20 protein-coding genes and 5 tRNA genes are annotated in these 20929 nt (G+C 70.7%); 13 read left to right on the top strand and 12 right to left on the bottom strand.

From position 1 onward, the window contains the following. Positions 1-33: 33 nt before the first annotated feature. From ACSU6M_RS24250 to ACSU6M_RS24285, 8 genes are all read right to left on the bottom strand, one after another. A complete protein-coding gene (locus tag ACSU6M_RS24250; protein ID WP_003997631.1) occupies positions 34-615 on the bottom strand; it encodes a GTP-binding protein in 582 nt (193 codons plus the stop codon). Then, positions 596-1165, bottom strand: a complete 570-nt coding sequence (locus ACSU6M_RS24255) for a DUF742 domain-containing protein (RefSeq protein ID WP_437072288.1) — start codon at positions 1163-1165, stop codon at positions 596-598. The genes ACSU6M_RS24250 and ACSU6M_RS24255 overlap by 20 nt, the downstream gene beginning before the upstream one ends. A gap of 94 nt (positions 1166-1259) precedes the next feature. Further along, entirely contained in the window at positions 1260-1673 is a 414-nt protein-coding gene (locus tag ACSU6M_RS24260; RefSeq protein WP_004983065.1) for a roadblock/LC7 domain-containing protein, read from the bottom strand. Between the two features lie 10 nt (positions 1674-1683). Beyond that, complete coding sequence (locus ACSU6M_RS24265; protein ID WP_437072289.1) at positions 1684-4944, bottom strand: nitrate- and nitrite sensing domain-containing protein; 3261 nt, start codon at positions 4942-4944, stop codon at positions 1684-1686. A 377-nt stretch (positions 4945-5321) separates the two neighbouring features. Beyond that, on the bottom strand, positions 5322-5912 hold the full coding sequence (locus ACSU6M_RS24270) for a GTP-binding protein (RefSeq protein ID WP_437072290.1): 591 nt from the start codon (positions 5910-5912) through the stop codon (positions 5322-5324). After that, complete coding sequence (locus ACSU6M_RS24275; RefSeq protein ID WP_437072292.1) at positions 5893-6291, bottom strand: DUF742 domain-containing protein; 399 nt, start codon at positions 6289-6291, stop codon at positions 5893-5895. The genes ACSU6M_RS24270 and ACSU6M_RS24275 overlap by 20 nt, the downstream gene beginning before the upstream one ends. A gap of 114 nt (positions 6292-6405) precedes the next feature. Further along, positions 6406-6819, bottom strand: coding sequence for a roadblock/LC7 domain-containing protein (locus ACSU6M_RS24280; RefSeq protein WP_003973453.1), 414 nt, complete (start codon positions 6817-6819; stop codon positions 6406-6408). A 9-nt stretch (positions 6820-6828) separates the two neighbouring features. Beyond that, on the bottom strand, positions 6829-10557 hold the full coding sequence (locus ACSU6M_RS24285; protein ID WP_437072294.1) for a nitrate- and nitrite sensing domain-containing protein: 3729 nt from the start codon (positions 10555-10557) through the stop codon (positions 6829-6831). A 565-nt stretch (positions 10558-11122) separates the two neighbouring features. Here ACSU6M_RS24285 and ACSU6M_RS24290 point away from each other — a divergent pair. The 3 genes from ACSU6M_RS24290 (at position 11123) to gltX (ending at position 13827) form a co-directional block, all read left to right on the top strand. After that, positions 11123-11311 carry a hypothetical protein gene (locus ACSU6M_RS24290; RefSeq protein ID WP_437072295.1) on the top strand — a complete coding sequence of 63 codons (189 nt, stop codon included), beginning with the start codon at positions 11123-11125 and terminating at the stop codon, positions 11309-11311. A gap of 271 nt (positions 11312-11582) precedes the next feature. Further along, positions 11583-12359: a fumarylacetoacetate hydrolase family protein gene (locus tag ACSU6M_RS24295; RefSeq protein WP_437072297.1), complete on the top strand. Its 777-nt coding sequence runs from the start codon at positions 11583-11585 to the stop codon at positions 12357-12359. Next, positions 12352-13827 carry a glutamate--tRNA ligase gene (gene gltX / locus ACSU6M_RS24300; protein WP_437072298.1) on the top strand — a complete coding sequence of 492 codons (1476 nt, stop codon included), beginning with the start codon at positions 12352-12354 and terminating at the stop codon, positions 13825-13827. The genes ACSU6M_RS24295 and gltX overlap by 8 nt, the downstream gene beginning before the upstream one ends. Positions 13828-13993: 166 nt before the next feature. On the opposite strand, the gene ACSU6M_RS24305 is transcribed toward gltX, so the two are convergent. After that, on the bottom strand, positions 13994-14116 hold the full coding sequence (locus tag ACSU6M_RS24305) for a hypothetical protein (RefSeq protein WP_437072299.1): 123 nt from the start codon (positions 14114-14116) through the stop codon (positions 13994-13996). A 72-nt stretch (positions 14117-14188) separates the two neighbouring features. Here ACSU6M_RS24305 and ACSU6M_RS24310 point away from each other — a divergent pair, with 72 nt between their 5' ends. From ACSU6M_RS24310 to ACSU6M_RS24335, 6 genes are all read left to right on the top strand, one after another. Beyond that, the gene (locus ACSU6M_RS24310) at positions 14189-14920 is read left to right on the top strand and encodes an HAD family hydrolase (protein WP_437072301.1); all 732 of its coding nucleotides are present in this window, start codon (positions 14189-14191) and stop codon (positions 14918-14920) included. A 90-nt stretch (positions 14921-15010) separates the two neighbouring features. Further along, a tRNA-Gln gene (locus tag ACSU6M_RS24315) sits at positions 15011-15082 on the top strand. 21 nt (positions 15083-15103) lie between these two features. Beyond that, a tRNA-Glu gene (locus tag ACSU6M_RS24320) sits at positions 15104-15176 on the top strand. Positions 15177-15238: 62 nt separating this feature from the next. Beyond that, a tRNA-Glu gene (locus ACSU6M_RS24325) sits at positions 15239-15311 on the top strand. Between the two features lie 20 nt (positions 15312-15331). Then, positions 15332-15403, top strand: a tRNA-Gln gene (locus ACSU6M_RS24330). A gap of 28 nt (positions 15404-15431) precedes the next feature. Next, positions 15432-15504: transfer RNA gene (locus ACSU6M_RS24335), tRNA-Glu, on the top strand. 234 nt (positions 15505-15738) lie between these two features. On the opposite strand, the gene ndgR is transcribed toward ACSU6M_RS24335, so the two are convergent. After that, on the bottom strand, positions 15739-16455 hold the full coding sequence (gene ndgR / locus ACSU6M_RS24340; protein ID WP_003997614.1) for an IclR family transcriptional regulator NdgR: 717 nt from the start codon (positions 16453-16455) through the stop codon (positions 15739-15741). A 188-nt stretch (positions 16456-16643) separates the two neighbouring features. Here ndgR and leuC point away from each other — a divergent pair, with 188 nt between their 5' ends. The 4 genes from leuC (at position 16644) to ACSU6M_RS24360 (ending at position 19948) form a co-directional block, all read left to right on the top strand. Beyond that, positions 16644-18074 (top strand): 3-isopropylmalate dehydratase large subunit, encoded by a 1431-nt coding sequence (gene leuC, locus ACSU6M_RS24345; protein ID WP_437072303.1) that lies wholly within the window; start codon positions 16644-16646, stop codon positions 18072-18074. Positions 18075-18080: 6 nt separating this feature from the next. Next, positions 18081-18674 (top strand): 3-isopropylmalate dehydratase small subunit, encoded by a 594-nt coding sequence (gene leuD, locus ACSU6M_RS24350; protein ID WP_437072305.1) that lies wholly within the window; start codon positions 18081-18083, stop codon positions 18672-18674. A 264-nt stretch (positions 18675-18938) separates the two neighbouring features. Beyond that, complete coding sequence (locus tag ACSU6M_RS24355) at positions 18939-19169, top strand: hypothetical protein (RefSeq protein ID WP_437072307.1); 231 nt, start codon at positions 18939-18941, stop codon at positions 19167-19169. 137 nt (positions 19170-19306) lie between these two features. Continuing rightward, positions 19307-19948, top strand: a complete 642-nt coding sequence (locus ACSU6M_RS24360; protein ID WP_437072308.1) for an HU family DNA-binding protein — start codon at positions 19307-19309, stop codon at positions 19946-19948. 86 nt (positions 19949-20034) lie between these two features. Here the strand turns inward: ACSU6M_RS24360 and ACSU6M_RS24365 are convergent, their stop codons facing one another. Both ACSU6M_RS24365 and cofC read right to left on the bottom strand, forming a co-directional pair. After that, on the bottom strand, positions 20035-20238 hold the full coding sequence (locus ACSU6M_RS24365; protein ID WP_437072309.1) for a hypothetical protein: 204 nt from the start codon (positions 20236-20238) through the stop codon (positions 20035-20037). A 9-nt stretch (positions 20239-20247) separates the two neighbouring features. Next, positions 20248-20886, bottom strand: coding sequence for a 2-phospho-L-lactate guanylyltransferase (gene cofC, locus ACSU6M_RS24370; RefSeq protein WP_437072311.1), 639 nt, complete (start codon positions 20884-20886; stop codon positions 20248-20250). Between the last annotated feature and the right edge of the window lie 43 nt (positions 20887-20929).

Genomic DNA, 20929 nt, shown 5'->3' on the forward strand with positions numbered 1-20929 from the left:
GCGGCAGCTCAGTGGCCGGACCCTTGGACCGACCTACCGCAGGCGCGCCATCAGGGCGTGCTCCACCAGCGTGATCAGGGTCGACTTGGCGTCAGCCCGATGGCGGGCGTCGGTCGTGATGATCGGGGTGTCGGGGCCGATCTGCAGGGCCTCGCGGACCTCGTCGGGGGAGTAAGGCTGGTTGCCGTCGAAGCCGTTGAGGGCGATGACGAAGGGCAGCCCGCTGTTCTCGAAGTAGTCGACGGCGGGGAAGCAGTCGGCGAGCCTCCGCGTGTCGACGAGAACGACCGCGCCGATGGCGCCGCGGACGAGGTCGTCCCACATGAACCAGAAGCGGTCCTGGCCGGGCGTGCCGAACAGGTACAGGATCAGGTCCTGGTCCAGGGTGATACGGCCGAAGTCCATGGCGACCGTCGTGGTCGTCTTGTCTCCGGTGTGGGTGAGGTCGTCGATGCCGGCCGATGCGGACGTCATGACGGCCTCTGTGCGCAGCGGGTTGATCTCCGAGACGGCGCCGACGAACGTGGTCTTGCCCACGCCGAAGCCGCCCGCCACCACGATCTTCGCGGAGGTGGTGGAGCGGGAAGGACCGCCGCTAGAGCTTGCGAAGTCCACTGAGCACCCTTTCGAGCAGTGTCACGTCTGGCTGGCCGCCGGCGTTCTCGGCGCCGCCGGGCTGATGGATGGCGACCAGGCCCGCCTCCGCCAAGTCGGCGACGAGGATCCTGGCCACGCCGAGGGGAATCGTGAGGAGGGCCGAGATCTCGGCCACCGACTTGATCTCCCGGCACAGATTGCAGATCCGCTGATGCTCGGGCAGCTGGCCCTGCATCTGGTGCGGAGCCGCGGTGGTGTGCACCAGCGCCTCGATGGCGAGCTGGTACCGCGGCCTGGTGCGGCCGCCCGTCATGGCGTACGGACGCACCAGGGGGTTGTTCGACGCCCCGGCGGGCGCCGGCTCAGGGGTACGTCGCTGCGGCTGCACGGGCTGGATGCGCGGTGCCTGCGGCTGGTCGTACGGCGAGGGCCCGGGGCCCTGCGGAGCGTACGGCTGCCGGTGGCCCGGCGCGGAGGGGAAGTTGTACCGGCTCTGGGAACCGTCCGTCTGACCCTGGGCAGGGTCGTACGACCAATTACCCGATGAACCGCCTGGGGGTGTTGCCACTTTCTCCTCCTCCGACTGTGCCGGGCACCCGTCCCTGTGGTGCCGCGTCCCGAAACCTTACGGTCTCGGGAGGCTAAAACGCACCGTCCGTCTGTCAGTTGAGCAGGCTCCCCTGGAGTTCGGCGCGCAGGTCCGGCGTCAGGACGGTGCCCGCGCGGTCCACCAGAAGGGCCATCTCGTACCCAATGAGGCCGATGTCCGCCTCCGGGTGGGCCAGCACCGCGAGCGACGAACCGTCGGAGATGGACATGATGAAGAGGAATCCCCGCTCCATCTCCACAACCGTCTGGTTCACGCTGCCGCCCTCGAAGATGCGCGAGGCACCGGCGGTCAGCGAGGTCAGACCGGAGGCGACGGCCGCGAGCTGATCGGCGCGGTCGCGGGGAAAGCCTTCGGACATCGCCAGAAGGAGTCCGTCGGCGGAGACCACCACGGTGTGGGACACCCCGGGGGTGTTGTCCACGAAGTTGGTGATCAACCAGTTCAGGTTCTGTGCCGCCTGGCTCATCGGGCTCACACTAACGCTCCTGGTTGTAGGTGCTGTCAGGACCGAAGCCCTGGCCGTTCGTTTCACTTCCTGCGCTGCGTCCCCGCTGGACACCCCGGCGCAGGTTGCTCAGCCTGCCCCGGACGTCCTCGGGGGCGCGGGAGACCTGTGGGCCGCCCTGCGGGGTCGATTCCGCGGTGCCTTCGACCAGATTGGCCTTGGGCACCCGCCTCGGCAGGCCGGAGGAGGTCACCCCGCCCGCCTTGGGCTTCCTCAGCTGCGCGGCCTGCTGCCAGCGCTCGTCGTTCGCCGAGCGCCAGCCGCTGTCGCCGTTGCTCTCCGGCGCGGACGCCGGCGCCTCCCGGTCCGCGGGCCGTGCGCCGTTTGCACTGCCGGCGGTGGCCCCGCGACGGGGGAGCCCGGCGTCGGTGGAGCCGGTGGACCCGCGGCGCGGAAGTCCGGCGTCGGTCAGCGCGTGCCCGGTGGAGGAAGCCGCATCCGGACGGTCGAAGCCTACGCGGTCCCGCTCCCTTGCGTCAGCGGCCTGCGCAGATTCCGCTTGCGGAGCGTACTGGTCCGGGTAGCCGTTCTGGTAGCCGTCCGACGAGGGCCAGTCCGCCTGGTAGGACTGCTCCTCGTAGCCGGAGTAGCCGTCCTGGCCGCCGGCGGGCACCGTCGCGTGCTGCTCCTGGCCACCCTCCGCATAGCCGGGCTCGGGGTAGCCGCCGGGGGACGGGTAGCCGTCGCCCTGGGGCAGGCCGCCGTTCGCGCCGTAGTACTGCTCGTCGTACGACGGCTGCGGGGCCTCGTCGTACGCGGACTGCTGCTCCTCGTACGCCGTCTGCCGGCCGTAGGAGTCGGACTCGTCCTGGTAGCCGCCCTGGCCGCCCGCGTAGGACTGGCCGGTGTACTCGTCGTAGGCGTGCGTCTCGGCGGTGTCCTGGGGCGTCTGCTGGCCGTGCGCCTGGGCCTCCAGGGCCGCGCGGCGCTCCTCGCGCATCAGGGAGCGGCCCACCGGGTCCAGCTCGCGGATGTCGTCGGGGACCTCGGCGTACCGGCTGTCGTCGAAGCCGAGCTCGGCGGCCGTGCGCACGGGCTGCTGGGACTGGTTGAAGTCCTCGCCGCGGAACTGCTGCTCCGGGATGATCTGCGAGACCGTGAACTCGTCGCGCTCCGCGGGCTCGCCGCCACCGCCGTGGGTGATCGCGTCCGGCAGCATGACCAGCGAGGTCGTGCCCGCCTGCTCGCCCGAGGGGCGCAGCTGGACGCGGATGCCGTGCCGGTCGGACAGCCGGCCGACCACGAACAGGCCCATGCGCTGGGAGATCGCGGCGTCCACGGTCGGCGGGTTGGCCAGCTTGTGGTTGATGTCCGCGAAGTCCTCGGCGGTCAGGCCGATGCCCTTGTCGTGGATCTCGATCATCACGCGGCCGTCGGGGAGACGGGTCGCGGTGACGCGGACCTTGGTCTGCGGGGAGGAGAACGTGGTGGCGTTCTCCAGCAGCTCGGCGAGCAGGTGCACGAGGTCGGTGACCGCGCGGCCGTGGATCTCGGCGTCCGGCACACCGGACAGCTCGATGCGCTCGTACTGCTCCACCTCGGAGGAGGCGGCGCGCAGCACGTCGACCAGCGGGACCGGCTGGTCCCAGCGGCGGCCGGGCTCCTGGCCGGCGAGGACCAGCAGGTTCTCGCCGTTGCGGCGCATACGGGTGGCCAGGTGGTCCAGCTTGAAGAGGTTCTCCAGCTGGTCCGGGTCGGCCTCGTTGTTCTCCAGCTCGGTGATCAGCGTCAGCTGGCCCTCGATCAGCGACTGGTTGCGCTGGGAGAGGTTGGTGAAGATCGCGTTGATGTTGCCCCGCAGCAGGGCCTGCTCGGCGGCCAGCCGGACCGCCTCGCGGTGGACCTGGTCGAAGGCGCGGGCGACCTCGCCGATCTCGTCCGTCGTGGTGATCGGGATGGGCTGCACGCGGGTGTCGACCCGACCGGGGTCGGTGCGCGAGAGCTGGTCGACCAGCATCGGCAGGCGCTGCTCGGCGATGGCGAAGGCGGCGTGGCGCAGCTTGCGCATCGAGCGGCTCATCTGGCGGGCGACCATGCCGGCCAGGATGAACGCGGCGAGCAGGGCCACGACGACGATGCCACCGGTGATGAAGGCGTCCGTCTTGGCGTCGTCGGCGATGCTCTGGGCCTCGGCCACGGCCTTGTCCACGAGCTCGGCCTCGACCGTGTTGTAGCCCTCGAACTTCGCGGTGGAGGCGCCCATCCAGGTCTTGACCGTGACGCCCTTCTCCGCGAGCTGCTCGGCGCTGAAGGCGCCCGAGGCGATGCCCTGGAGCATGCGGTCGGCGGCGGGCATGGCGGAGTAGGCGCCGCCCTGCGTGGAGGAGCTCTCGCCGGCGTCGACCGCGGTGCCCTTGTCGCCGACGGCCTTGCGCTGCTCGGCCATGACCTCGTCGAGCCGGTCGACGTCGGCCTCGGTGGCACCGGAGACGAACTCGTTGACCGCGATGCCCTCGAGGTAGCGGTAGGAGACCAGGGAGACCCGCTGCTGCTGGGCGACGGTGTCCTTCTCGCTGGGGCGCAGCAGCAGGTGCGTGCCGATGGAGCGCTGCAGCGACGCGGCGGCCTTGGCCAGGGAGACGGCGTACACGGTACGGCCGTAGCTGGTGACGTTGCCGGTGCCCAGGCTGAGCTCGTTGGCGAACTCCATCAGACCGTGCTGGACGGCTACATAGCCCTCCTCGGTCTTCACCGGGTCCATCGCCTCGGTGTAGGCGGCCTTGCGCAGCGCGTCGAGCTTGCTCTCGTTGGACTCGAACAGCTCCAGACGGCGCTTGAGCGAGGCCGTCTGCGGCATGTCGTCGACGGCCTCGTCGAACTCGGCCGCGGCCGCGTCGGTGGCGGCCCGCAGCCGCTCGACCTCGTCCGTCTCGCCCTTGCCGGCCAGCAGGTCGGGGGCGCTCAGGTCGCGCTCGTCGAGCAGGGCCTGGCCGTACTTGTCGGCGGCGCGCACGAGCAGCGCCACCTTCTCGGCGTCCTCGGCGTCCTGCCAGGTGTCGATCGAGCTCTTCACCTGGAAGCCGCCCATGACGAGGCCGACCAGCACGGGTATGAGCAGGATCGCGTTCAGCCGGGTCGGCACCCGCCAGTTGCGCGGGGACAGCCTGCCGCCGCTCTGGACGGGGGCCGCCGCGGGCTCCGAGCCGGGCACAGGGGCGGGCGCCGCTCCGCGCGGCGGCGGGGTGAAGTTGCCCCGGGCGGGCGGCTCGGGACCGTTCTTGCTTCGCCTCACTCGACCAACAACCTCTCGGCGGCGGGCACCTACGTCGTGCCGCAGTGTCTCAGAGCCCGGTTCGCCATCGACCACGGAGTACGTCTTTGACTAATGGGCAGTTCAGGCATTCCAGCACGTCATCCAGTGCACTTCCAAACATGGGGAAGCGACCGTTCAGGATCTTGTAAGGGCAAGATAAAACGGTCATAAAGAGCGAGCCCCGTCAAAAGACGGGGCTTTCGTGAGCGCAGCGAGATCGGCCGACCGCGACGCGTGGCGGCCTCACCGGATTCCTCTGCCGAAACGTTATGAACACCGGAGCCGGCCGTGTCCAAGGCCACAGCCGGCTCCGGAACGTCTACGGCAACTGCCGTACACCACCGCGAATTTGACTCCTACCGCAGGCGGGCCATCAGGGCGTGCTCCACCAGCGTGATCAGCGCGGACTTGGCATCCGCGCGGTGCCGGGCGTCCGTGGTGATGATCGGGGTGTCCGGGCCTATCTGCAGCGCCTCGCGGACCTCTTCGGGGGCGTAGGGCTGGTGACCGTCGAACCCGTTGAGCGCCACCACGAAGGGCAGCCCGCTGTTCTCGAAGTAGTCGACGGCGGGGAAGCAGTCGGCGAGACGGCGGGTGTCGACCAGCACCACCGCGCCGATGGCGCCGCGGACCAGGTCGTCCCACATGAACCAGAAGCGGTCCTGGCCGGGCGTGCCGAACAGGTACAGGATCAGGTCCTGGTCCAGGGTGATGCGGCCGAAGTCCATGGCCACCGTGGTGGTGGTCTTGTCCCCGGTGTGCGTGAGGTCGTCGATGCCCGCGGACGCGGACGTCATGACGGCCTCGGTGCGCAGCGGGTTGATCTCCGAGACGGCGCCGACGAACGTGGTCTTGCCCACGCCGAAGCCGCCGGCCACCACGATCTTCGCGGAGGTGGTGGAGCGCCCGGTGGAGACCGGTCCGGCGCTAGAGCTTGCGAAGTCCACTGAGCACCCTTTCGAGCAGTGTCACGTCCGGAGCACCGGTGGTTTCGTCGCCACCCGGCTGGTGGATGGCGACCAGGCCGGCCTCGGCGAGGTCGGCCACGAGGATCCTGGCCACGCCGAGCGGCATGGACAGCAGCGCCGAGACCTCGGCGACCGACTTCACCTCTCGGCACAGATGGCAGATGCGCTGGTGCTCCGGCAGGAGCCCCATCAGCGCCGCCGGGTCGGCCGTGGTGCTGATCAGCGCCTCGATGGCGAGCTGGTAGCGCGGCCGGGTCCGGCCGCCGGTCATCGCGTACGGCCTGACCAGCGGCTGGTCGCCCTCGTCCCCGTACGGATCGTCTACGTACGGATCATGATGGGCGTTGGACGGGGTCATGAATCCTCCGGGCGGGACTGCAAGTCTCGGTCGGTCGGGCCGTTGGAGCAGGGCCGGTGGGGGGATTGTGTCGGCCGAACGGTGATTTGGTGAGGCGGGTGGATCCGGGGCGGATCAGTGAAGCAGACTTCCCTGTAGCTCGGCGCGCAGGTCCGGCGTGAGCACCGCGCCCGCGCGGTCGACGAGGAGCGCCATCTCGTAGCCCACCAGACCGATGTCGCACTCGGGGTGCGCGAGCACGGCGAGGGACGAGCCGTCCGAGACGGACATGAGGAAGAGGAATCCTCGCTCCATCTCCACCACGGTCTGCGCCACATTGCCGCCCTCGAAGATCCGGGAGGCGCCGGCCGTCAGCGAGGTGAGGCCCGACGCGACCGCGGCCAGCTGGTCGGCACGATCGCGCGGGAACCCCTCCGACATGGCCAGGAGAAGGCCGTCGGCGGAGACCACCACGGTGTGGGACACACCGGGGGTGTTGTCCACGAAATTGGTGATCAGCCAATTCAGGTTCTGTGCCGCCTGGCTCATCTGGCTCAACTAACGCTCCTGCTGGTGAGAGGGGCTGGGGAAGCTGCCGGTCTGGCCGCTGCCGGCCTGGCGACCCTGGGCGATGCCCCTGCGGAGATTGGTCAGCCGCCCGCGCACGTCATCAGGCGCGCGTGAGACCTGCGGACCGCTGCTGTGCTGTTGCTGCTGAGCCGTACCCGGGACGAGGTTCGCCCGGGGAACCCGGCGCGGAAGGCCGGACGTCGTGATGCCTCCCGCGGCCGGCTGCCGGACGCGCTCGGCCTGCCGGACGAGTTCGTCGTTCGGCGAGCTGCGCCAGGAGGTGGCGGCGGGACGCTGGGGAGCGGGCGCCGGAGCGGCCTGCGGCTGCTGCGGGGCGGCCGGGGCCGCACCGCCCTCCGCCTGGCGCTCCTGACGGAACCAGTTCGTCTCCAGCGTGTCGTACAGCGGCGTGCGCCCGTCCCCGGGAGTGGAGGCCGGCGGCAGCGCCTCCGGCTCCGGGCGGGCGGGGCGCTGCTGCGGGGCGGCCGGACGGCGGGCGCCGAAGTCGGCACCGCCCTGCTGCGGCCGCTCGAACTGGCCGGTGGTGCCGTTGTCGTAGCCCTGCTGGGCCGGGAACTGGCCCGTCGAGGCCGGGTTCTGGGCGGCCGGGAACTGCCCCGTGGAGCCGTTCTGGTAGCCCTGCTGCGCCGCGAACTGGCCCGTGGAGCCGTTGTCGTAGCCCTGCTGAGCGGGGAACTGGCCCGTGGAGGCGGGGTTCTGGGCGGCCGGGAACTGGCCCGTGGCGCCGGGGTTCTGCGCGGCCGGGAACTGGCCGGTGGAGCCGTTGTCGTAGCCCTGCGGTGCCGTGAAGCGGCCGGTGTCCTGCGCGGTGCCGGAACCCGGCGCGGCGGGCAGGCCACGGGTCTCGTCGATCCGCGGGATCTCGGCGGTGGAGCCGGGGCCCTGGTCGGCGTGAGGCATACGGCCGGTGCGGTCGAGGTCGGACTCCTCGTGGCCCCGCGGGGTGTCCAGCGAGGCACGCGCGGCCGGGGACTGGGCGTTGTCGTCGCTCCAGGCGGGACGCTGCTGGGCGCCGCCCGGCAGCTCGGCCCGGGGACCGTTGCCCCGCGGCGGCAGCTGCGGCCGGCGGCGGCGCTGACCGCCCTGCTCGGCACCCTTGCCCTCACCGCGCTGCGGGGTGACGGGACCACGGGGGGCGCCGAAGGCGTCCTGCCCCTGGCCGACACCCGCGGACTGCAGACCCTGCGCCCCGGCGGACGCCTGCCCGAACCCGGCACCCGCCGGAGCCGGACGGCCACCCTGCCGCCCACCCGGCGCCTGCTGGGCACCGGGGCCCTGCGGAGCCGCGGGGGCCTGCGGAGCGGACTGACCCTGCCCACCGCGCGCACCCTGACCACCCGGCGCACCGGGACGGCCACCGTCCCGGCCGGGCAGCGCGGCGCGCGGACCCTGGCCGCCGCCGAGCAGCCCACCGCCGGCGGGCGCACCGCCACCGAGGGCACCGCCGCCGTTCTGGCGCCGGGCCGCGGCCGCGCCGGCGGCGGCCTGAGCCGCGGCCGGACCGCCGCCGCCCGGGCCCTGACCGGCCTTGGGCTGAGGCTTCTTGCCGCCCTGGGCGACATCGACGGGCAGCATGACCAGCGCGGTCGTACCGCCGGAGTCGGACGGGCGCAGCTGGATGCGGATGCCGTGGCGCTGCGACAGACGGCCGACCACGAACAGACCCATGCGGCGGGAGACGGAGACGTCCACCGTCGGCGGCTGCGCGAGCCGCTCGTTGATCGCGGCCAGGTCCTCCGGCGACAGACCGATACCGGTGTCGTGGATCTCGATCAGCACGCGGCCGTCGGGCAGCGCGTGACCGGTGACCTTGACCTTGGTCTGCGGCGAGGAGAACGAGGTGGCGTTCTCCAGCAGCTCGGCGAGCAGGTGCACGAGGTCGTTGACGACGCGGCCGGCGACCTGGGTGGTCGGCACGGAGGCCAGCTCGATGCGCTCGTACTGCTCCACCTCGGACGCGGCGGCGCGGAGCACGTCGACCAGCGGGACCGGGCGGGTCCAGCGGCGGCCGGGCTCTTCACCCGCGAGAACGAGGAGGTTCTCACCGTTACGGCGCATACGGGTGGCGAGGTGGTCCAGCTTGAACAGCGAGGCCAGCTGGTCCGGGTCGGCCTCGCGGGACTCCAGCTCGGAGATCAGCGACAGCTGGCGCTGGATCAGACCCTGGGAGCGGCGCGAGAGGTTGGTGAACATCGCGTTGACGTTGCCCCGCAGCAGGGCCTGCTCGGCGGCGAGGCGGACCGCCTCGCGGTGCACGTCGTCGAAGGCCGCGGCCACCTGGCCGATCTCGTCGCGGGAGTGCACACCGACCGACTCCACGGACGTGTCCACGTCCTGCGGGTCGGACTCGGACAGCTGCTTGACCAGCTCGGGCAGGCGGTCCTGGGCGACCTTGGTGGCGGTCTCCTGGAGGCGGCGCAGCGAGCGGATCATGGAGCGGGCCACCACGAAGGCGCCGACGAGGGAGACGCCGAGCACCAGCAGGATGAGCGCACCGGAGAGGATCGCCTCGCGCTCGGACTCGCTGCGCAGCTCGCGGGCCTTCTGCTCCATGTCGTCCAGCAGCTGCGTCTCGATCTTGCGCATCTGCTCGATCTTGGCGGAGCTGTCGTCGACCCAGTCCAGGTAGGAGCGGCGCTCCAGGCCGTCGAGGCCGTCGGGCCGGTCGAAGGCGCGGTCGGCGTAGGTGTTGGCGTCCTTGATGGTCGCGTTGCCCTCTTCGATGGGCCGAAGGGTCTCCGCGGCCTCCTCGGTGCCGTAGATGCTGCGGAAGCTCGCGAGCTCGGACTCCTCGCTCTCCAGCGCCGACTGGGCGTAGAGGCGGTCGTTCTCCGACAGGTCGCCGTCGCTCTTGGTGTTCGCCGGGAGCGCGGCGGCCAGGACGGCGCGCTGGATCGACGCGTACTCCTTGGCGGAGGAGAAGGCCGCCAGCGTACGCGTCCGCTTGATCATCTCCGGGTTGCTGGTGGCCTCCGCCATGTCCTGGGAGAGGTCGAGCAGGTGGGTGATCAGGCGGTGGTACGCCTCCACCGTCTGGGTGGAGTTGCGCTCCGACTCGTACGCCTTGGCGCGGATCTTGGCGATGTTGCCGAGCTCGCCGACGAGGCCCACGAGGGTGTCGCGCACGCCCTGGAGGTTGCCGTCCTTGGCGGCGGCGTCGATCTCCTCGGAGGCGTCGATGAAGTTGTCGCGGGCCCGGTCGGTCTTGGTCCGGTAGCCCTTGATCGTGAGGTCGTTGGCCGTGGAGTCGTGCGCCAGCGGGCCGGCCGACTTGTCGCGCTCCTCCTGGAGGGCGGCGGCCAGCTCGGTGGCCTGCTTGGTCATGTCGGTCAGCAGCCGCATGTTGTCGAGCTGCTGCATGTCCTCCATGGACTGGTTGATGCGCAGGGCGCCCAGCGTGGTCGCGGCGACCACGGGGAGCGCGAGCAGCGACACCAGTCGGGTGGAGATGCGCCAGTTGCGCAGCGCTATTCGCGGGCCGGGGCCGGTGGGGCCCTGCGGCGGCTTCACGGCGGGGGTGGGCGCGGCCGACGGTGCGGACCCACCCGGACGTCCCGCGCGGTCGGCGGCGTCGGACGGGTTCGGGCCCGGGTTCTGGGCGTGCTGGGGCGAGGAGCTGACGGCCTTGGGGCCCGTCCCGCCATGCGGCTCCGGCTCCGCCGAAGCGCTGCCATCCCTCTTGAAACGTCCCTGCACTAGCGTCGCAACCTCTGGACCAGGCGTCCCTCCGAGTGAACGGAAGAACGGTGTCGGCGTCGTCGGGGACGCCCTGAATACGTCCCCGGATGGTCGTGAGTGACCGGCGCTGGCTTCCCCCTTCTCGCCGCCACTCGGCGCTGGTGTGCGCCCCCTGTGCGCCGGCTCGATCCCGCGGCGGTCCGTGAGATTCCAGCACAGTGCAGGATCTCCAACAAGGTCCGTCGGTCAGGCTGTGACATTCGTGACGGCGCGTGAGGGCCACATCACGAGCCGTAGAGCGGCCGTCACTCCATAACGGACATACCCGAGTGATTCGCCGAGGTGGCACGCGTGTCCCAGTCGCCATGATCAGGAGCGGAATGCCAGCTTCAGGGGTGCAATGTCCGTTTCGTTGGCATCGACGGCGGGCCTGAATTGACCGGTTTGAGTGTCGATTCGTGAGCAAACTCACACGCGAATCTTGGCCTCTTCAACCGTTTCCCAGGGAATCGGATGTTTAGCCTGACGCTTTACAAGAGTCAGAAATCTGTCCACCCGCCGCGACGACAGGATCCGTACACCCGTGAAGACGACGTCGATGTTCCGCACCGCCAACCCGCGCCGCACCACGCTGGCCCACCTGGACGACGCAGGCGAGCTGGCCACGCCCGAGCTGCCGGAGCACCCCGTCGACCTCCCCACGCAGACCGCCAACCCCCGGCGCACGGTCCTGATGGACCTCCCGGTCTCGGTCGGCGCCTCCGCAGAGTAGTACGCACACCGGCCGCCGATCGTTCGAGCCGGCCCCGAGGGCGCCGCGGACCCACCCGGTCCGCGGCGCCCTCGCGCGTACGGCCCCGCGGCGCACCGGCCCCCCGTAGGCCCGCCCCCCCGTGGCGCACCGGCCCCCGTAGACCCGCCCCCGCGGCGCACCGGCCCCCTCGGCCCCACCCCCCGGCGTATATGGGCGCGGCAGCCGCCCCCTGCCGCGTTAGCCTGGAGCGTCAGACTCCAGCCGCTTCAGTCAAGGGGCCAAGCAACCCGTGCGCATCGCCAGGTTCTCCATCGACGGGAACGTCGCCTTCGGCGCGGTCGAGGGCGAGAAGCAGGACGAACTCGTCCTCGACATCATCAAGGGCATCCCGTTCGCGGACTTCGAGCTCTCCGGTACGAAGGTGCCGCTGAGCAAGGTCAGGCTGCTGCCGCCGGTGCTCCCCAACAAGGTCGTGGCCTTCGGCCGCAACTACGCCGAGCACGCCCGCGAGCTGGGCAACGAGGTGCCGGACGCCCCGTTCGCCTTCTTCAAGCCCGCCACCTCGGTGATCGGCCCCGGCGACGCCATCCAGTACCCGTCCTTCTCCGAGGACCTCCAGCACGAGGCCGAACTGGCCGTCGTCATCGGCCGCATGTGCCGCGAGGTCCCGCGCGAGCGCGTCAAGGACGTGATCTTCGGCTACACCTGCGCGATCGACGTCACCGCCCGTGACGTGCAGAGGCGCGAGAAGCAGTGGGCGCGGGCCAAGGGCTTCGACACCTCCTGCCCGCTCGGCCCCTGGGTGGAGACCGACCTCGACCCGAGCGACCTGACCATCCAGCTCACGGTCAACGGTCAGCAGCGCCAGCTCGGCCGCACCGGCGAGATGATCCACTCGATCGAGGACCTGATCGTCAACATCACCGAGGCCATGACGCTGCTCCCCGGCGACGTCATCCTCACGGGCACCCCCGCGGGGGTCGGCCCCCTGGCTGTCGGCGACGAGGTCGCCGTCACCATCGAAGGCATCGGCACTCTCACCAACAAGGTTGTCAAGCGTGGCTAGCGCACCCGTACGCGTTCGTTTCTGCCCTTCGCCCACCGGTAACCCGCATGTGGGCCTCGTGCGCACCGCCCTGTTCAACTGGGCCTTCGCGCGCCACCACCAGGGCACCCTGGTCTTCCGCATCGAGGACACCGACGCGGCCCGCGACTCCGAGGAGTCCTACCGGCAGCTGCTCGACGCGATGCGCTGGCTGGGCTTCGACTGGGACGAGGGCCCCGAGGTCGGCGGCCCGCACGCGCCCTACCGCCAGTCGCAGCGCATGGACCTCTACCAGGAGGTCGCCCAGAAGCTGCTCGACGGCGGCTACGCCTACCACTGCTACTGCTCCCAGGAGGAGCTGGACACCCGCCGCGAGGCCGCCCGCGCCGCAGGCCGGCCGTCCGGCTACGACGGCCACTGCCGCGAGCTGTCCGCCGAGCAGGTCGCGCAGTACCAGGCCGAGGGCCGCACCCCGATCGTCCGCTTCCGGATGCCCGACGAGACGATCACCTTCACCGACCTGGTCCGCGGCGAGCTGACCTTCACCCCGGAGAACGTCCCGGACTACGGGATCGTACGAGCCAACGGAGCCCCGCTCTACACGCTCGTGAACCCGGTCGACGACGCCCTGATGGAGATCACCCACGTCCTGCGCGGCGAGGACCTGCTCTCCTCCACCCCCCGCCAGATCGCCCTGTACAAGGCGCTGATCGAGCTGGGCATCGCCAAGGAGATCCCGTCCTTCGGCCACCTGCCGTACGTGATGGGCGAGGGCAACAAGAAGCTCTCCAAGCGCGACCCGCAGTCCTCCCTCAACCTCTACCGCGAGCAGGGCTTCCTGCCCGAGGGCCTGCTCAACTACCTCTCGCTGCTCGGCTGGTCGCTCTCCGCCGACCGGGACGTCTTCTCGATCGAGGAGATGGTCGCGGCCTTCGACATCGCGGACGTGAACCCCAACCCGGCCCGCTTCGACCTGAAGAAGTGCGAGTCGATCAACGGCGACCACATCCGCATGCTCGATGTGAAGGACTTCACCGAGCGCTGCGCCCCCTGGCTGAAGGCCCCCTTCGCCCCGTGGGCCCCGGAGGACTTCGACGAGTCCAAGTGGCAGGCGATCGCCCCGCACGCGCAGACCCGTCTGAAGGTCCTGTCGGAGATCACCGACAACGTCGACTTCCTCTTCCTGCCGGAGCCGGTCTTCGACGAGGCCAGCTGGACCAAGGCCATGAAGGAGGGCTCCGACGCCCTGCTGCGCACGGCCCGCGAGAAGCTGGAGGCGGCGGACTGGACCTCCGCCGAGTCCCTGAAGGAGGCCGTCCTGGCCGCCGGCGAGGCCCACGGCCTCAAGCTCGGCAAGGCCCAGGCCCCGGTCCGCGTCGCGGTCACCGGCCGCACGGTCGGCCTGCCCCTGTTCGAGTCCCTGGAGATCCTCGGCAAGGACACCACGCTGGCCCGCATCGACGCGGCGCTGGCGAAGCTGGCGGCGTAGGTCACACGCGCACGAAGGGGCGGCACCCGGATCTCCGGGTGCCGCCCCTCGGCGTATCGGTCACTGGGCGTCGCCTTGTCGATCAGAGAGGCGCTCTCGTCGAAGATCTCCAGCACGACGACGACCATGATCGCGCCGGCCACCATGTACTCCAGCGACGAGAACTTCACGCCTGGCGCCACGTACGCCCTATCCGTACGGCCTTGTCCAGGTGGGACCGCCGGGAGGGAGGCAGGGCGTCGTACGCCGCGCGGGCCTCGACCGTGCACTGGACGCGGTACGCGCTCATGGCCCGCAGTGTGCCGGCAGGCCCTTCCCCGTATCCGCCCCGCGAGCGTGGTCGCCGGGTTACGGTCGGTGCATGAGCATCCGAGCCGTGGTCTGGGACGTGGACGACACCCTCTTCGACTACACGACCGCGGACCGCGAGGGCATGCGCGCCCATCTCGCCGCCGAGGGCCTGCTGGAGGGCTTCGGGAGCCCCGCGGCGGCTCTCGCACGCTGGCGGGAGGTCACGGCCGCCCAGTGGGCGCGGTTCTCGGCCGGTGAGACGACCTTCCAGGGGCAGCGCCGGGACCGGGTGCGGGTCTTCCTGGGGGAGGAGCTGAGCGACGCGGAGGCGGACGACTGGTTCGACCGTTACGTGACCCACTACGAGACCGCCTGGAGCCTGTTCCCGGACGTCGTCCCGGTCCTGGACACCCTCGCGGCCGGCTACCGGCAGGCGGTGCTGTCGAACTCCAGCCTGACCGTGCAGGACCGCAAGCTGCGCGTGCTGGGCGTCCACGACCGCTTCGAGACCATCCTGTGCGCCGCCGAGCTGGGCGTCTCCAAGCCGGAGCGGGCGGCCTTCCGCGCCGTGTGCGAGGCCATCTCGCTGCCCGCGCACGAGGTCGCCTACGTCGGTGACCACCCGGAGATCGACGGGCGCGGGGCCGCCGAGGCGGGCCTGCTGTCGGTGTGGATCGATCGCGGCGGGGCGTATCCCGACGCCGGGACACCCCCTGGCGGGCACCGGATCAAGAGCCTCGCCGAACTCCCCGCGGTCCTCGGCGCCGATACCCGTTTTGGAGCCCCGGACACCTTCGGGTAATGTTCTTTCTGCGCCGAGGGGCGCGGGCCGAAAGGCCGAAGCCCCGAGGAGCAAGCTAGAACGAGATCCCCGCAGGGGCTTGAGTTCCAGTGGCCTATGGTGTAATTGGCAGCACGACTGATTCTGGTTCAGTTAGTCTTGGTTCGAGTCCAGGTAGGCCAGCTCGCAGAGCTTATCTGCAAAGCCCCCGTTGTGTAGCGGCCTAGCACGCTGCCCTCTCAAGGCAGTAGCGCCGGTTCGAATCCGGTCGGGGGTACAGATCCTTCCCGCGAGGACAGTCTGGGTAGCTCCCGCTGATCTCGACGCAGGATCGCTAGGGCCCCCGTTGTGTAGCGGCCTAGCACGCCGCCCTCTCAAGGCGGTAGCGCCGGTTCGAATCCGGTCGGGGGTACTGACTGGTCTAAACCACATTGGTCTATGGTGTAATTGGCAGCACGACTGATTCTGGTTCAGTTAGTCTTGGTTCGAGTCCAGGTAGACCAGCTCGGACCTGCGGAAACGCAGTGTCCACGCCCCCGTTGTGTAGCGGCCTAGCACGCCGCCCTCTCAAGGCGGTAGCGCCGGTTCGAATCCGGTCGGGGGTACGCGTCCCAAGGGGCCTCCGCTTCGGCGGAGGCCCCTTCGGCGTTCACCGGACACCGGCGCGGAGCATCAAGTCGGCACACGGCGCGCGCCGTTCGCCCCGGCCCTGACCGAGCCGGCGGCACCTGGCCCCCCGGGGGGGGGCGGTCCCTCGCCCCGAGGGGCGTTCCCTGGCCGCAGGGGAGAGCTGCCGCGGCGTTGAGGCCGCTCTTCCCCTACGGCGTGTGCCGGTGCTGTCAGCCGGAGCGGCGCAGCGCCTCCGAGAGGCGGGCCGCGGCGTCGATGACCGCCTGGGCGTGCATACGGCCCGGATGACGCGTGAGGCGCTCGATGGGGCCGGAGACCGAGACGGCGGCCACGACGCGGTTGGAGGGGCCGCGTACGGGCGCCGAGACGGACGCGACGCCCGGCTCGCGCTCACCGATCGACTGGGCCCAGCCCCGGCGCCGTACGCCCGACAGGGCCGTCGCCGTGAAGCGGGCGCCCTGCAGGCCCCGGTGCAGGCGCTCGGGCTCCTCCCAGGCCATGAGGATCTGCGCCGAGGAGCCGGCCTTCATCGTGAGCGTCGAACCGACCGGGACGGTGTCCCGAAGGCCGGACAGCCGCTCCGCCGCGGCGACGCAGATGCGCATGTCGCCCTGGCGGCGGTAGAGCTGCGCGCTCTCGCCCGTGACGTCGCGCAGGTGCGTGAGCACCGGGCCCGCCGTGGCGAGGAGGCGGTCCTCGCCGGCCGCGGCCGCGAGCTCGGCCAGGCGCGGGCCGAGGATGAACCGCCCCTGCATGTCGCGTGCCACCATGCGGTGGTGTTCCAGAGCCACGGCCAGGCGGTGGGCCGTGGGTCGTGCCAGTCCGGTGGCCGAGACCAGTCCCGCGAGGGTGGCCGGGCCGGACTCCAGAGCGCTCAGGACGAGGGCCGCCTTGTCCAGAACGCCGACGCCGCTACTGTTGTCCATGCAACGATACTCGCGTCTCACTCTGTGAAACGCAAGTTCAATTTTCTTCAGAACGCGCAACCCTTGGATGCACAGCGGCCCGCAGACCACACGGGCCTGGCGGCGAGTGCCCGGATCAGGGGTGCGGGCGCCGTCTCCTCAAGATCTCTAGTTGGGCCGGCGCACCTTTGCCGGCCGGAGGGAAAGCGATGGGTAGGACACTCGCGGAGAAGGTCTGGGACGACCATGTCGTCCGGCGCGCCGAGGGCGAGCCCGACCTCCTCTACATCGATCTGCACCTGCTGCACGAGGTGACCAGCCCCCAGGCCTTCGACGGCCTCCGCAAGAGCGGCCGCAAGGTCCGCCGCCTCGACCTCACCATCGCCACCGAGGACCACAACACCCCCACCCTCGACATCGACAAGCCCATCGCGGACCCCGTCTCCCGCGCCCAGCTGGAGACGCTGCGCAAGAACTGCGCCGAGTTCGGGGTGCGCCTGCACCCGCTGGGCGACGTCGAGCAGGGCGTCGTCCACGTCGTGGGACCGCAGCTGGGCCTGACCCAGCCGGGTATGACCGTCGTCTGCGGTGACTCCCACACCTCCACGCACGGCGCCTTCGGCGGTCTGGCGTTCGGCATCGGCACCTCCCAGGTGGAGCACGTGCTGGCCACCCAGACGCTGCCCATGGCCCGCCCGAAGACCATGGCGATCACGGTCAACGGCGAGCTGCCCGAGGGCGTCACCGCCAAGGACCTGATCCTGGCGATCATCGCGAAGATCGGCACGGGCGGCGGCCAGGGCTACGTCCTGGAGTACCGCGGCGAGGCCATCGAGAAGCTCTCGATGGAGGCCCGGATGACCATCTGCAACATGTCGATCGAGGCCGGCGCCCGCGCGGGCATGATCGCCCCCGACGAGACCACCTTCGCGTACCTCAAGGGCCGCCCGCACGCCCCCCAGGGCGAGGACTGGGACGCGGCCGTCGCGTACTGGAAGACGCTGAGGACCGACGACGACGCCGAGTTCGACGCCGAGGTGGTCATCGAGGCCGCCGAGCTGTCGCCGTTCGTCACCTGGGGCACCAACCCGGGGCAGGGCGCACCGCTTTCGGCGAACGTCCCCGACCCGGCTTCGTACGAAGACGCTTCGGAGCGCCTGGCCGCCGAAAAGGCCCTGGAGTACATGGGGTTGGAGGCCGGACAGCCGCTGCGCTCCATCAAGGTGGACACCGTCTTCGTAGGCTCGTGCACCAACGGCCGCATCGAGGACCTGCGGGCCGCGGCCGAGCTGCTCAAGGGCCGCAAAGTCGCCGACGGCGTACGGATGCTGGTCGTCCCGGGCTCCGCGCGGGTCGGTCTGCAGGCCGTCTCCGAGGGCCTGGACGTGGTCTTCAAGGAGGCCGGCGCCGAATGGCGGCACGCGGGCTGCTCCATGTGCCTGGGCATGAACCCCGACCAGCTGGCCCCCGGTGAGCGCTCCGCGTCCACCTCCAACCGCAACTTCGAGGGCCGCCAGGGCAAGGGCGGGCGCACCCACCTGGTGTCGCCGCAGGTCGCGGCCGCCACGGCCGTCCTGGGCCACCTGGCCTCCCCGGCCGACCTGTCCGACGCCGAGACCCGTACGCCCGCTGGAGTCTGATCAGCCATGGAAGCATTCACCACGCACACCGGCCGGGCCGTCCCGCTGCGCCGCTCCAACGTCGACACCGACCAGATCATCCCTGCTCACTGGCTCAAGAAGGTCACGCGGGACGGTTTCGAGGACGGTCTGTTCGAGGCATGGCGCAAGGACCCGGAGTTCGTGCTCAACCGGCCCGAGCGCGAGGGTGCGACCGTCCTGGTCGCCGGCCCCGACTTCGGCACCGGCTCCTCCCGTGAGCACGCCGTCTGGGCGCTGCAGAACTACGGCTTCAAGGCCGTGATCTCCTCCCGCTTCGCCGACATCTTCCGCGGCAACTCGCTGAAGAACGGCCTGCTCACGGTCGTCCTGGACCAGAAGATCGTGGACGCGCTGTGGGAGCTCACCGAGAAGGACCCCACGGCCGAGGTCACGGTGGACCTTGAGGCCCGTGAGGTGCGCGCCGAGGGCATCACCGCCTCCTTCGAGCTGGACGAGAACTCCCGCTGGCGGCTGCTGAACGGTCTGGACGACATCTCCATCACCCTCCAGAACGAGGCGGACATCGCCGCCTACGAGGCGGAGCGCCCCGCCTACAAGCCGCGGACCCTGACGGTCTGAGCCGGACCCCCCGACGGGGGCGAATTCCGGCCACGCGCAACCCCCGCTGTACCCCCGATCGCCCCGATCGGGGGTACAGCTGTTTTTGTCTTCGCACGGCCGTGCATGGCGTCGGTGTTCGGGTCAACTCCGCTGGTTACAGGCTTGGTTGTCGGGGTAGGCGAGCCGTCGGACCGCGACGGCGGCGGGAGTTCGGAGGGCCTTTCGGGGCGGCAGTTGCCCCCCGGGCAGGCGACAACTCGCCCCAGATGGCACAATCTGTGCATGGAACACGACGGCCAACTCGAGCTCTATGCGGCAGTCGCGGACCAACTCAAGGAAGCGCACGCAAGGGTGCGCGCACTGCAAGTCCCGGAGGGCGTACGGATGGCGCTGACCCGGAAGCTGCTGGTCATTACGGCCGCGGCCAAGCACGATCTCGCCGATGCGACAAGGCGCCTGGAGCGGTTCATCCAGGACCTCGACGAGGGTCGACTCCCCGAAGAGGACCGCTGAACAAGCCCGGTGCGGTCGAGTCCGTTGCGGCACAAGGGTGATAAGCCCGTTTCGTGTTTGATTTGCGGTATATATCTGCCTAACGTGCGAAAAAGCTTGAACACTTTCGTTCTGGCGATGTCTCCGAAGGGGAAGACGTGAACAAGGCGCAGCTCGTAGAAGCGATTGCCGACAAGATGGGCGGCCGCCAGCAGGCCGCCGATGCTGTCGACGCGGTCCTGGACGCCATCGTCCGCGCGGTCGTCGCCGGCGACCGGGTCTCGGTCACCGGCTTCGGTTCGTTCGAGAAGGTCGAGCGTCCGGCCCGCTACGCCCGCAACCCCCAGACGGGCGAGCGGGTTCGGGTCAAGAAGACGTCGGTCCCGCGCTTCCGTGCGGGCCAGGGCTTCAAGGACCTGGTCAGCGGCTCGAAGAAGCTCCCGAAGGGCGACATCGCCGTCAAGAAGGCGCCCAAGGGCAGCCTGACCGGCGGGGCTTCCGCGACGGTGAAGAAGGCGGCCGCCAAGAAGGCCACCACCAAGACCGCGGCCGCGAAGAAGACCACGGCGAAGAAGACCACCGCCAAGAAGACCACGGCGACGGCGAAGAAGACGACGGCGAAGAAGGCGCCCGCCAAGAAGACCACGGCGACCGCCAAGACCACCGCCGCGAAGAAGACCACCGCCAAGAAGGCGACGGCCAAGAAGGCCCCGGCGAAGAAGGTCACCGCCAAGAAGGCGCCCGCGAAGAAGTCGACCGCGCGCAAGACCACCGCCAAGAAGGCCACCGCCCGCAAGTAGGCGACGGCGAAAGGGCACTCACACGCCGGGCCGGACTCCTTCGGGAGCCCGGCCCGCGGCGTGTCCGGGACCTGTTCCGCCCCAGGTCAGAACGTCTGCAGGGTGATCAGCGTGATCCGCCGGGCGTCGCCCTCGCCCTCGGTCTCGACCCGCACCCGCTGTCCGGGCCGCAGCAGCCGCAGCCCGCCCGCGTCGAACGCGGCCGCCTCGAAGGGGACGGGGGTGCCGTCGTCGAGCAGCACCTGCCCGCTGCGGGTCTCGGCGTCGTACGTGTATGCGGTCGCCTGCATGCCCGCAGCCTACTGCCCCGGCGTCAGCAGCCGCGCGGCCGCCGCCGCCGTACGGGGGCCGACCCCCAGCGCGAGGGCCGCGCGCAGATCGTCGCCGGTGTCCACGTCCTGGCGTACGGAATCCACCGCGGCCGGTGTGAGTTCCACAGCGCCCGAGGCGCGATGGCGGGCCCTGGAATCGGGGCCGAATACGGGAAGAAGATCCCGTCCGGGCGCGGCCGCCAGAAGCGTGGTGCCGATTGCGGCGGCATCCGGGAGAAATGCGCGCGGGAAATGCGCCGCCGCGTCCAGGACCCGGGCCAATTCCACCGGGCGGAGTGCCGGAAGATCGGCGTTCAGGGCCGCCACCGGGCTTTGGGGGCGCGAAGTCCGTACGACCTCCTCGGCGTGCGCCAGCGCGGCGTTCAGGCCCGCGCGCGGCTCGTCCGGGACGATCCGCGCCCCCAGCGCCGCCAGCTCCCGGGCGGCGAGCGCGTCGTCCGTGACGACCGCCACATCGCGGACCGCGGCGCAGGCCAGCGCGGCCGCCACGGTGTCCTGCGCGAACGCGAGGGCGAGCCCCGGCCGGACCCCCTCCCCGGCGGTGTCCGACAGCCGGCTCTTGGCCAGCGTCAGCGGTTTCACAGGAATGACCAAGGTCCACTGCACGCGCTTTCGTCCCTCCCGAGTCGGGGTCATTGTCCCCCGCGCC

This window comes from Streptomyces sp. enrichment culture (assembly GCF_964272895.1).
Classification (GTDB): Bacteria; Actinomycetota; Actinomycetes; order Streptomycetales; family Streptomycetaceae; genus Streptomyces.

Coding starts and splice junctions, on each gene's coding strand:
- ACSU6M_RS24365 (WP_437072309.1), bottom strand. CDS start 20,238: ATGCAGGCGACCGCATACACGTACGACGCCGAGACCCGCAGCGGGCAG.
- ACSU6M_RS24310 (WP_437072301.1), top strand. CDS start 14,189: ATGAGCATCCGAGCCGTGGTCTGGGACGTGGACGACACCCTCTTCGAC.
- ACSU6M_RS24275 (WP_437072292.1), bottom strand. CDS start 6,291: ATGACCCCGTCCAACGCCCATCATGATCCGTACGTAGACGATCCGTAC.
- leuD (WP_437072305.1), top strand. CDS start 18,081: ATGGAAGCATTCACCACGCACACCGGCCGGGCCGTCCCGCTGCGCCGC.
- ACSU6M_RS24280 (WP_003973453.1), bottom strand. CDS start 6,819: ATGAGCCAGGCGGCACAGAACCTGAATTGGCTGATCACCAATTTCGTG.
- ACSU6M_RS24305 (WP_437072299.1), bottom strand. CDS start 14,116: ATGAGCGCGTACCGCGTCCAGTGCACGGTCGAGGCCCGCGCGGCGTAC.
- leuC (WP_437072303.1), top strand. CDS start 16,644: ATGGGTAGGACACTCGCGGAGAAGGTCTGGGACGACCATGTCGTCCGG.
- ACSU6M_RS24260 (WP_004983065.1), bottom strand. CDS start 1,673: ATGAGCCAGGCGGCACAGAACCTGAACTGGTTGATCACCAACTTCGTG.
- ACSU6M_RS24355 (WP_437072307.1), top strand. CDS start 18,939: ATGGAACACGACGGCCAACTCGAGCTCTATGCGGCAGTCGCGGACCAA.
- ndgR (WP_003997614.1), bottom strand. CDS start 16,455: ATGGACAACAGTAGCGGCGTCGGCGTTCTGGACAAGGCGGCCCTCGTC.